The organism is Bradyrhizobium sp. STM 3809 (assembly GCF_000239795.1).
GTDB lineage: Bacteria > Pseudomonadota > Alphaproteobacteria > Rhizobiales > Xanthobacteraceae > Bradyrhizobium.
In genome coordinates this window covers 1-11,192 of the sequence record NZ_CAFJ01000598.1, presented here as the reverse complement: position 1 = coordinate 11,192, position 11,192 = coordinate 1, and the positions used below count along the sequence as shown (strand labels likewise).

Annotated in this window: 11 protein-coding genes; 5 read left to right on the top strand and 6 right to left on the bottom strand. The window is 66.3% G+C overall.

Annotation, left to right across the window (positions count from 1 at the left end; all coding sequences use genetic code 11):
• The 3 genes from BRAS3809_RS27125 to BRAS3809_RS27115 all read right to left on the bottom strand — a co-directional run.
• Positions 1-436: D-alanyl-D-alanine carboxypeptidase family protein (locus BRAS3809_RS27125; protein ID WP_170323338.1), on the bottom strand; the 436-nt coding region annotated here is incomplete at its 3' end.
• A gap of 174 nt (positions 437-610) precedes the next feature.
• A complete protein-coding gene (locus BRAS3809_RS27120; RefSeq protein ID WP_008965205.1) occupies positions 611-2,401 on the bottom strand; it encodes a glucan ABC transporter ATP-binding protein/ permease in 1,791 nt (596 codons plus the stop codon).
• Positions 2,402-2,509: 108 nt separating this feature from the next.
• Entirely contained in the window at positions 2,510-3,565 is a 1,056-nt protein-coding gene (locus BRAS3809_RS27115; protein WP_035658919.1) for an ABC transporter substrate-binding protein, read from the bottom strand.
• 276 nt (positions 3,566-3,841) lie between these two features.
• On the opposite strand from BRAS3809_RS27115, the gene BRAS3809_RS27110 reads away from it, so the two are divergent.
• The 5 genes from BRAS3809_RS27110 (at position 3,842) to BRAS3809_RS27090 (ending at position 7,148) form a co-directional block, all read left to right on the top strand.
• On the top strand, positions 3,842-4,240 hold the full coding sequence (locus tag BRAS3809_RS27110) for a hypothetical protein (protein ID WP_008965203.1): 399 nt from the start codon (positions 3,842-3,844) through the stop codon (positions 4,238-4,240).
• Between the two features lie 105 nt (positions 4,241-4,345).
• Complete coding sequence (hisE, locus tag BRAS3809_RS27105) at positions 4,346-4,744, top strand: phosphoribosyl-ATP diphosphatase (RefSeq protein ID WP_008965202.1); 399 nt, start codon at positions 4,346-4,348, stop codon at positions 4,742-4,744.
• 91 nt (positions 4,745-4,835) lie between these two features.
• Complete coding sequence (locus tag BRAS3809_RS27100; protein ID WP_008965201.1) at positions 4,836-5,417, top strand: YqaA family protein; 582 nt, start codon at positions 4,836-4,838, stop codon at positions 5,415-5,417.
• Positions 5,417-6,028: a hypothetical protein gene (locus BRAS3809_RS27095; protein ID WP_008965200.1), complete on the top strand. Its 612-nt coding sequence runs from the start codon at positions 5,417-5,419 to the stop codon at positions 6,026-6,028. The genes BRAS3809_RS27100 and BRAS3809_RS27095 overlap by 1 nt, the downstream gene beginning before the upstream one ends.
• Positions 6,029-6,179: 151 nt before the next feature.
• The gene (locus BRAS3809_RS27090) at positions 6,180-7,148 is read left to right on the top strand and encodes an NAD(P)H-dependent flavin oxidoreductase (protein WP_008965199.1); all 969 of its coding nucleotides are present in this window, start codon (positions 6,180-6,182) and stop codon (positions 7,146-7,148) included.
• A 266-nt stretch (positions 7,149-7,414) separates the two neighbouring features.
• Here the strand turns inward: BRAS3809_RS27090 and BRAS3809_RS27085 are convergent, their stop codons facing one another.
• The 3 genes from BRAS3809_RS27085 to BRAS3809_RS27075 all read right to left on the bottom strand — a co-directional run.
• Complete coding sequence (locus BRAS3809_RS27085; RefSeq protein ID WP_240535779.1) at positions 7,415-8,986, bottom strand: ABC transporter substrate-binding protein; 1,572 nt, start codon at positions 8,984-8,986, stop codon at positions 7,415-7,417.
• Positions 8,987-9,202: 216 nt separating this feature from the next.
• A complete protein-coding gene (locus BRAS3809_RS27080) occupies positions 9,203-10,708 on the bottom strand; it encodes an ABC transporter substrate-binding protein (protein ID WP_035658913.1) in 1,506 nt (501 codons plus the stop codon).
• Between the two features lie 138 nt (positions 10,709-10,846).
• Positions 10,847-11,192: ABC transporter substrate-binding protein (locus BRAS3809_RS27075; RefSeq protein ID WP_035658911.1), on the bottom strand; the 346-nt coding region annotated here is incomplete at its 5' end.

Genomic DNA, 11,192 nt, shown 5'->3' with positions numbered 1-11,192 from the left:
GCGCGGTCTCGTTCATCATGATCGAGAAGCCGTCGATCGAGCCGCCGATGCCTTCCGCCAGCACGACCGCCATGTCGTTGGCCGACTTCACCAGCATCATCTTCAGCGCGTTGTCGACGGTGACCTGGGTGCCCGGCCGGTAACCCATCTTCGACGGCGATTGCGACGCCGCGGTCGGCGACACCGTCAGCAGCGTGTCGAGCGAGGCCTTGCCGTCCTTCACCGCCTTCAGGGTCACGTAGGCGGTCATCAGCTTGGTGACGGAAGCGGGGTACCACGGATAGGTCGCGTTCTGCGCCTCGAGCACCTTGCCGGTGTCGGCCTCGACGAGCAGCAGCGACTCGGCGTTGGCGAGGCGGGGCGCGAGCACGAGCGCGGCGGCGAGAGCGAGAGTCTTGATCGGGGAATGGCGGAACAACAGGCGGAGCATCTGCACTGGTCTGGTCCGGTCCTTTGAGACCCGCCTCGCGCGAGCGAGATGGGCGAACGGGCTTTCGGGTTTCAAGCGTGTCCGGCGCCGCGTTGGTTGCGGCAGGCCGCGAACCTATACCGGCTCGATGCGGGTTAACAGGGGCCAGCCATTCAATTCCACGATGAAAGCATCCTGCGATCAGGCCTTGACGGTGGACTCGTCGCTCTCCGGCGCAGCGAGAGTCGCGCGCGCGTTCTCCTGAACCATGAACTGGGCCTTCGCCAGTTCCGCGAAATGACCGCCCTTGGCGACGAGTTCATCGAACGTTCCGCTTTCGATCACGCGCCCGTTCTCGAACACCAGGATCCGGGTGGCGTTGCGGATCGTCGAGAGCCGGTGTGCGATCACGAAGGTGGTCCGGCCCTTCATCACTTCATCGAGCGCCGCGTTGAGCTTGGCCTCGGTCACCGCATCGAGCGCCGAGGTCGCCTCGTCGAGAATCAGGATCGGCGGATCTTTCAGCAGCGCCCGCGCGATCGACAGCCGCTGCCGCTCGCCGCCGGACAGCATGCGGCCGCGCTCGCCGGCATTGGTGTCGAAGCCCTGCTCGGCGCGATCGATGAACTCCAGCGCCTGGGCGCGGGCGGCTGCGGTGCGCAGTTCCTCGTCGGTCGCATCGGGCTTGCCGACCAGCAGGTTCTCGCGGATCGAGCGGTTGAACAGCAGCGCCTCCTGGAACACGACGCCGATGTTGCGCCTGAGCGCCGCGAGCTTGAGGCCGCGGACATCCATGCCGTCGATCTTGATGAAGCCGGATTGCGGATCGAAGGCGCGATGCAGCAGCGCGATCGCGGTCGATTTGCCGGCGCCGGTCGGGCCGACCAGCGCGATGGTCTGGCCGGGCAGCGCGGTGAAGGTGAGATCCTCCACCGCCGGGCGCTTGCCGTCGTAGGAGAACGAGACGTCGTTGAACTCGACGAGGCCCGACAGCCGGCCGACATCGATCGCGTCGGGGCGGTCGCGCACCGCGGGCACGGCATCGAGCACGGTGAAGAACTCGGCGAGCCGCGGCGCCTCCATGAACACGTTGTTGATGAAGGACACGACCTGCTCGAGCTTCTGGATCAGCATGGTCGCGAACGACACGAACATCACGATCTCGCCCACCGAGGTCAGCCCGGCCTGATGCAGGGCGATGCCGAGCGTGAAGATCGCGAGTACGGTGATCGTAGTCGAGGCGCGCGTGATCACGGTGACCAGCGCCCACCAGCCGAGCACCGGCATCTGCACCGACAGCAACTGCCCGGCGACGTGGCGCAGGCCTTGCACCTCGGCGTCGATGCGCACGAAACTCTGCACCAGCGCGACGTTGCCGAGCGCGTCGGAGGCGCGCGCCGAGAGATTGCTGTAGTGCTCCTCGACCTCGCTCTGCATGCCGTAGGTCTTGCGGACCACCAGCGTCGTCAGCACGGTGAAGACGACGCACAGCACGAACAGCAGGATCGCGAGCCGCCAGTTCAGATACAGCGACAGCGGCAGCAGCACGACCACCGACATGATCGCGGCAAAATGCTCGCGGAAGAACGACAGCCACAGGTGCCACAGCGCGTCGGTGCCGTTGATCATCACCTTCATCAGCCGTCCCGAATGCGTGCCGGAGTGGAACGTCAGCGGCAGCTGCAGGATGTGCTCGAAATAGCTGGTCAGCACGGCGTGGCGCTGGCGGTGCGCGAGCCGGTCGGCCTGCAGCGCAACCCAGGCGCTGGCGAGGATCGTGAACAGCCCGAATGCCGCCCAGGCCGCCAGCAGCGGCCAGGCTGTCGCGGTGGATGCGTTGCCGGACAGTGAATCGACAATGCGTCCGAACAGCACCGGCTCGGCGAACTGCGCGACCGCCAAAGCGAGGTTGGCGATCGCCACGATCCAGCCGAGCCGCGCCTCCTTGCCGAGCAGTTGGAGCACGCGGACATAGATGCGGAGCAGGGACATGGGCGAGGCGCTTCTCGATCAGGCGGACACGGAATCGGCGCCGGACGGCGCATGGGCCATGTTAGCAAGGGATGGGGAGGGGGGCGACAGCGCAATCGCGGCGAGCGGTCAGTTGACCAGCCGGCTGTCGACGGGCGGCAGGAAGCTGTCGTCGAAGATGTCGGCGGGTTGCGGGCGCCTGTGGACGAATTTGCGATCCTCGGCGATCTGGTCGAGCGCGCGCTCGAACCGCGCCGGATCGATGCCGCCGATGCCGTCGCGGCGGACGTCAGCCGTCAGCACATTGTCGGCGAGCACGGTCTGCAGCCGTTCCAATTCGAGCTCGCGCGCGCCGTCGTCCATCCGGCTCAGCACGTCGGCGACGGCGCCTTCGGGGTCCTTGATCGCGAGCTGGAGTCCCGCGGTCAGCGCGCGCAGGACTCCCTTCACGGCAGCCGGCTGATGGGCGGCGAAGCCGGGATTGACGATCACCGCGTGGCCATAGGCCTCGCAGCCATAATCGGCGAAGCGCAGCACCGCGAGATCGCCGGCCGGCACGCCGCGGTCGCGCAGATTGATCGCCGAGAGGTAGGAGAATCCGCTGACCGCATCGACCTGGCCGGCCGACAGGATCGGCTCGCGCACGGCGGCGCCGACGCGCGACAGCTTGATGGTCTCGGGCTTGAGATGGTTTTGCTTCACGACCGCGGGCCACAGCCGGATCGACAGGTCGCCCTCGGCGACGCCGAGCGTCTTGCCGTCGAGGTCGGCGAGCGCGTTGATGCCGCGGCTCTTGCGCGCGATGATCGCGTAGGGCGCGCGGTTGAACAATACGAACACGGCCTTGACCGGCTGGCTGCCCTGGGTGTCGCGATAGCGGATGAGCTCGTTGATGTCGGCCAGCGCCATGTCGGCCTCGCCGGAGGCCACGCGGGCGATGGCGTCGGGCGAGCCCTTGGCCACGGTGGTCGTGACCGTTACGCCTTCGGCCCCGAACAGTCCGCGGCTGGCGGCGAGCACCACCGGCGCCATGCTGCCGTCCAGCGCGCGATCGAGCGCGAACATGACGGCAACGGAGCGCTTCGGCTCGTCAGCCAACGCCGGCGACATCGATGGAACGGCGGCCACGACGAAAGCTGCGACGAGCGCGAGGGCGAGCAGGGTGACAGGTCGTCGCATGCGCATCAGGTCACGCCGGTCTTCGCAGGCCACACCGGTTTGTTCGCCGGTATTCTAATCAGTTCGCCGAGGTCCGCACGGGCGTCACATCGACAGATGTGTCAAATTCGTGACTCCCGCCCGGCAGCGCGCCGGCGGGCGCCTCATCATGTCTGATCGAATCTGAACGGTCCATGAGCAAGGCCTGCGGCGATTTGCGGCTTCGACTCGTGGTTTCCAGAGCGGAACTGTGACCCCAGTTGAGGAGTTGGGTTCGCGAAATCGATCGTATGGAGGATCCAGATGAGCGCACAGCGCGGAAATGCTTCACGCCTAGGTCGCGCCACCGTCCTGGCGACGGTGGCCGCGGTGACTTTGACGGCCGTTCAACCCACGCTCGCCTTCGCCGGCTCCGCGCCGGCCGAGAAGGGCGTGGTCGCCAAGAGGGCCAATGAGGGCGGCCTGACCGATGTCAGCGCGCGTCGCCGGCACTATCGCGGCAATGGCGGCGCGGCCGCAGCCGCGGCCTTCGCCGGCATCGTCGGCACCGGCCTCGCCATCGCGGCGGCGCAGAACCGTCGCGCCTATTACGAGGACAATTACTACTATGGCCGGCCGGCCTATTACGGCCCCGGCCCGGGCTATCACTATTATGGCGGCGGCGGCCCGTATTACGGCGGCGGCTACTACAATCCCTGGTGATCCCGGATCATCTCGAGCGATCCGCCGGCCTCGGGGCCGGCGGATTTTTTTATGTCCGCGGCAGACGTTAACACCGCCGCCATTGATTTTAACTATTGTGTGCCGATGACTGATTCGATCGAGCGGCTCTATCGCGCGGTGCTGGCGGCCAGGGGCCTGGATCCGGCGCGTTCGCGCACGGCCAAGCTGATGCAGCAGGGCACCGGCAAGATGGCCAAGAAGCTCGCCGAGGAGGCCATCGAGGTCGCGATCGATGCGGTCGGCGGCGATAGCCAGGCGGTGGTGCGCGAAAGCGCCGATTTGATCTACAATCTGACCGTGCTGTGGGCCGAACTCGACATCCAGCCGGACGACATCTGGCGCGAGATGGATCGGCGCGAATTGATGCTCGGCATGGCCGAGAAGCTGCCGAAATCGCCGGTCAAGGTCGCCAAGGTCGCGCCGGCCCGCGTGTCGGGGCGACCGATCGTCGCGGCCGAAAGTCGCATCCGCAAGCGGCACTAGATCCGGCCCCGCATCAGCGCATCGAGGTCCCGCCGCGACGCGCGCACATCGGCCATGGACAAACGCCGTCCGGTTTGCTTCATCGCCAGCCATGCTCAGACGGATCTATGACTGGTGTGTCGACGCCGCCCACAAGCCGCATGCTCTCTGGATCATGGCTGCGATCGCCTTCGCCGAAAGTTCGTTCTTTCCGGTCCCGCCGGACGTGATGCTGATTCCGATGTCGCTGGCGAAGCCGCAGCGCGCCTGGCTGTTCGCCGGCGTCTGCACCGCGGCCTCGGTCGCCGGCGGCGTGGTCGGCTATGCGATCGGCGCGCTGCTGTATGATTCGCTCGGCCAATGGCTGATTCATCTCTACGGCCTCGGCGACAAGGTCGAGGCGTTCCGCGCCTCCTACGCGGAATGGGGGGCGATCATCATCCTGCTGAAGGGGCTCACTCCGATCCCCTACAAGCTCGTGACGATCACCTCGGGTTTCGCCGGATACAATCTGTTCCTGTTCATCGTGTGCTCGATCGTCGCGCGGGGCGGCCGCTTCTTCATTGCCGCGATCGTGCTCAATCGATACGGCGAGTGGATCCGGGTCCACATCGAGAAGCATCTCGGCCTCTGGGTGGCCCTTGGCGCGGCCGTCCTGGTCGCCGGCTTCGTCGTCGCGCTGAAGCTGATCTGATGTCGGCGTTGCGCCACGGGCTGATCGCAGCGACCGCGCTGCTCGCCGTCGCGCTGTCGCTGCCGTCATGGGCGCAATCGGCGCCGGCCGCGGGCCTGCGCGAGGCGCCATCACAGCCTGCGCCGGTCGCGCCCGCGCCGCCATCGTCAGATCCGGGGCTGCTGGATGATCTCGGCAGGCTGTTCGAGAAGATGACCATCATCCCGCTGAAGCGTCCGGGTGACGCCAATGGCGAGCCACCCGCCAGTACGCCCGGCGAGCCCGCAGGGGCGGCGCCAGCCGATCAGCGGGCCGCTGCGCCCGATCGTCCGGCGCCGGGCGGCAATGCCCAGGGCGGGGTCCTGAAGGACACCGGCGACACGCTCTCGCGGCTCGCCAGGCCCTCGACGATGATCTCGGGCCGCATCGTCTGTCCGCTCGCCGCGAACGGCACGCCGGATTGCAAGCTCGGCGCTGACCGATTGTGCCAGGGCAAGGGCTACAAGGACGGCAAGAGCCTCAACACCGATTCAGCCGAGACCTGCTCGGCCCGGGTGCTGATCCCTGGCCGGCAGCGCAAGCCGGGCGATTGCCGCACCGATACCTTCGTGACCTCGGCGCTGTGCCAATAGGCCGTTGGCCACCATTCCCCCAGCGCCTGAACGCAAGACCCCCCACGGGCTTTTCCGGTCCCTCTGCGAGCGAATTGCCATGATGGCATGATGTCGGGCATGCTTGCGCGCAACGAGCATCACCGCATTTCACCAAGAGGAATTCCCATCCATGTCCATGCCCGCCTTGTTCAAGGGGCGCCTGTCGATCCCCGTGATCGGCTCGCCGCTGTTCATCATCTCCGTGCCCGATCTGGTGATCGCGCAATGCAAGGCCGGCATCGTGGGCTCGTTTCCGGCGCTGAATGCGCGGCCGGCCGCGCTGCTCGACGAATGGCTGGCCCGCATCACCGAGGAGCTCGCCGCCTATGATCGCGCGCACCCTGAGCGTCCGTCGGCGCCGTTCGCCGTCAACCAGATCGTGCACCGCTCCAACAACCGGCTCGAGCAGGATCTGGCGCTGTGCGAGAAGTACAAGGTGCCGATGATGATCACCTCGCTCGGCGCGCGCGAGGAGCTGAACCAGGCGGCGCATGGCTGGGGCGGCATCGTCTTCCACGACGTCATCAATCAGTTCTTTGCCCACAAGGCGATCGAGAAGGGCGCCGACGGCCTGATCCTGGTCGCGGCCGGTGCCGGCGGCCATGCCGGCACGATCTCGCCGTTCGCCTTCGTGTCGGAGACGCGCAGCTGGTTCGACGGCCCGATCGCGCTGTCGGGCGCGATCGCCAATGGCCGCGCCATCCGCGCCGCGCGCGTGCTCGGCGCCGACTTCGCCTATATCGGCTCGGCCTTCATCGCCACCAAGGAGGCGAATGCCGTCGAGGGCTACAAGGACATGATCACCCGGTCGGGCGCCGACGACATCGTCTATTCCAACCTGTTCACCGGCGTGCACGGCAACTACCTGAAGCCCTCGATCGTCGCGGCCGGCCTCGATCCCGACAATCTGCCGACCTCCGACCCGTCGAAGATGAGCTTCGGCACCGACGCCTCGGGCGAGCGCGCCAAGCCGAAGGCGTGGAAGGAGATCTGGGGCTCCGGCCAGGGCATCGGCGCGATCAAGGAGATCGTGCCCGCCGCCGAACTGATCGCCCGCTTCAAGAAGGAATATGACGAGGCGATCGATCCGCCGCTGTGAGGGGCGTCGCCGCCTCGATCTCCGGTGTCATTCCGGGGCGGCGCGCGCGCGGCGCCCCGGAATCGATCGGGCCGCGTGATCCGCCATGAGATGGAGTCCGGGCTCGCGCTGCGCGCGCCCGGAATGACGAAGCAGAGCGATCGCTCCACGATCCGATCGACGTCGTCATTCAATGTGACGATGTGAGCATCGCGGCTCAGAAACGAAAGACGCGGCAGCCGGTGGCTGCCGCGTCTTTTTTGTGAACGTTGGTTCGAGCGTCCGAACTACTCGAGCTCGATCGCCTGGAACTTGCCGCGCTCGTCGAGCGCGGTGCCCCAGATCTTGTGCGAAGCCTGGTGCTCGGCGCGGCCGAAGCCGAGCTTGGCGCCAAGGCCGAGATCGACGCTCTGCATGTTCTCCAGCGTGTCGATCAGCGCCTCGGTGTCGAGCTGCGGGCCGACCTTGCGGAGCGCCTGGACGAGCACGTTGGCGGCGACGTAACCCTCGAACGAGACGTAGGACGGCGACTCGCCGGGGAAGTATTTCTCCAGCGCGCCCTTGTACTCGAGCACGGCGCTCGAATAGCCGCCGACCGCCGGCACCACCTGGGTGACGATCACGCCGTTGGCGTAGCGCGGGCCCAGCAGCATCAGCTCGTCGGACAGCTCGGTCGATCCCACAAACGAGACGTTGGTGTAGATCATGTTCGGGTACAGGTCGCGCGTCTTCTCGATGAACTTCGCCGCGGCCCGGTAGGTCGCCACCATGACGATCGCCTTCGGCGGGTTCTTCATGGCGCGCAGCTGGCTGACCGCCTCGTCGACGTCGACCGTGTTGCGCTTGTAGTTGAAGCGCACGATCGAGGTGTCGGCCAGGCCGAGCGAGCGGAACGCCTTCGCCACGCCGGCGAAGCCGGCATCGCCATAGGCGTCCTGCTGGGCGAACACCGCGATGTCGCGCGGCGGCAGACGCCGCAGCTTCACGAGGTAGCGCACCACGGTGTCGGTCTCTTCCGCGTAGCTGGCGCGATAGTTGAAGACGTAGCGATCCGGCGGATCGTTGCGCAGGATGTTGGCGCCGGTGAACGCGCCGTAGAACAGCACCCGGCGCTGCAGGGCGTAGGGCATCGCCACGGCCGAGGTCGGCGTACCGACGTTGCCGATGAAGCCGAACACCTTGTCCTTCTCGTAGAGCTGCTTCATCGCGTCCAGCGTCCGCGACGGCTCGTAGCCGTCGTCGGCCGAGAACAGGCGCAGCGAGCGGCCGTTGATGCCGCCGCTGTCGTTGGCGCGGTTGAAGGCGGCCTCGATGCCCATCTTCATCTGCCGCCCGAGCTCTTTCGACGCGCCCGAGAACGGAGCGGCGATGCCGAAGCGGATCTCGTTCTGAGTGACGCCCTGGACGTTGCTGGCGGCGGGCGGAGGCAGCGTTACGGTCGGCGCCGTCGCGGCAATGGCCGCCGACGGAGCGATCACGCCCGCGAGGCTGGTGCCGGTCTGGCTCGGCGCCGTCTGGCCGAGAGAGCGCTCGAGCTCGGCGAGCTGGCGCCCCGCGGTGTTGCAGTCGGTCTGCGCCGCGCCCACACGGTTGCGGCCGTCGGCCACATAGCCGTTGAACACGCGCGTCAGCTCGTCACGATCAGAGCCGCCGGTCGAGGCCTCTCGGATCACTTCGCGAAACTTGTCGACAATGGCCTGCACGCGGCCCTGGTCGATCGCCTGACAGGCGGATGCTGCTCCCACGATCGGCCCGACCCGGCTCGCGAGATTACGCACCACATCCGCATTGGTGCCCGCCGCGCTGGCGGGCGTTGCGAGCAATGCCGCAACCAAGAACACGCTAGAACGAAAGCTCATTGCCACTATCCCACTATGGACCCCATCCAGGTCTTCCGCCTGGTGATTTGACGCGCTGTGTCTGCGACTGATTAGACTTACGACCGCCATCATGCACAGACCAGCTTTTCCTAAGAGCATGACCATTTCGGTAACCAGGCACGCCTTTTTCCGATCATGCTTTAGAAGCCGCTAACACGTCGCATACAACCAGTTCTTTTCTCCTCAATCTTTAGTCTATTCCAGTTCGATCGCCTGATACGTGCCGGTCTCGTCGAGCGCGGTGCCCCAGATCCTGTGCGATGCCTGATGCTCTGCGCGTCCAAAGGCAAGCTGGGTGCCGAGGCCCAGGTCGAGGCTGCGCATCGACTCCAGCGTGTCGACCAGGTGCTCGGTGTCGAGCGGATTGGTCTGCTTCAGCGCCTGCACCAGGATCGTCGCCGCGATGTAGCCCTCGAGAGACGTGTAGTCCGGCGCCTCGCCGGCTGCGTATTTCGCCAGCGCAGTCTTGTAGTCGAGCACGAGGCTCGAATAGCCGGAAACGGCCGGGACGCCCTGCGTCACGATGACGCCGTTGGTGAAGCGCGGACCGAGCAGCTTCAACTCGGTCGCGAGCGAGGTCGATCCGACGGCGGAGACGTTGGCGTAGATCAGTCCGGGCACGGTATCGCGCGTCTTCTCGATGAATTTGGCGGCGGCCCGGTCGGTCGCCACCATGATGATGGCCTTCAATCCGGGCTTGTGGGCCTTCACCTGGTTGACCGCATCATCCACATCCATGGTCGCGCGCGGATAGGAGATCCGTGTCACCGGATCGCCGATGTTGAGCTGGCGATAGGCCTTGGCGACACCGGAAAAACCGTCGTCGCCGAAGGCGTCCTGTTGCGTGAGGACGGCGATCTGCTTCGGCGGGATGCGCTTCATCTTGACGAGATAGCGCACCAGCGCGGCGGTCTCCTCGGCGTAGCTGGCTCGGTAGTTGAAGACGTAGCGATCGGGCGGATCGCGCCGGACGACCGCCGCACCGGAGTTCGGAGCGAAGTAGAGCGCCCGGCGCTCCAGCGCGTAGGGAATCGCGACTTCGGAGTTCGCCGTTCCGATGTTGCCGATGAAGCCGAACACCTGCTCCTTGTCGTAGAGCTGGGTCATCGCCGCAAGCGTCCGGCCCGGATCGTAGCCGTCATCGGCGGCGACGAGGCGCAGCGCGCGCCCGTTGATGCCGCCGGCATCGTTGGCGCGTGCGAAGGCGATCTCGATGCCCTGTCGCATCTGCCGCCCGGTCTCCTTGCGGATACCTGAGAACGGCAGCACCATGCCGAAGCGAATCTCGCGATCGGTGACGCCGCGGACCGGCCCGGCCGTGACCGCGCCGGTCGTCGTCTCGGACCTCGCGGCCGCGCCGAGCGATTCCTCCAGATTGGTGAGCTGCCGCTCGGCGGCCGCGCAATTCGCCTGCGCGGCCCCCGTGCGACTACGGCCCTCGGCGATGAATCCGTTGAACGTGCGCGTCAGCTGATCGCGCTCGTCGTCATTGGTGGAGGACTGACGGATGGCCTCGCGGAATTTGTCGACGATGGTCTGAACGCGCCCTTGCGCGATGTCAGGACAGGCCGACGCCTGCCCGACGATCGGTCCAACCCTGCCGGCGAGATCCCTCACGGCATCGGTTGCCGCCGCGAAAGCGGGGCTGATGGAAGCCGAAACCAGGCTTCCGATGATCAACGCGGACCAATGAACGGCCATCGTACTATCTATCCGTTGGCTCTAAGAGCTGCTGCTAATCCTCACCGCTCTGCTATTCGTGGTATTTCGAATTAATGTCGGGTTTCTCTGTCGCTGTTTTGTCGTGGTAGCAGGTGCTGGCTGCCGGCCAGCGGTATTCTAATCAAGCTCGATCGGTTGGTAGTTGCCGCTTTCGTCCAGCGCCGTGCCCCAGATCTTGTGCGAGGCCTGGTGCTCGGAGCGGCCGAAGCCGAGCCGGACGCCGAGGCCGAGATCGAGGTCTCGCATCGTCTCCAGCGTCTCGACCAGCTGCTCGGTGTCGAAGCTGCGGCCGGCGCGCTTCAATCCCTCGATCAGCACGCTGGCCGAGATGTAGCCCTCGAGCGACATGTAGTCCGGGGCCTCGCCTGGAAAGTATTTTTCCAGTGCGTTCTTGTAGTCCAGCACCAGGCTGGAATAGCCGGAGACGCCCGGCACCGTCTGGGTGACGATGACGTTCTCGGTG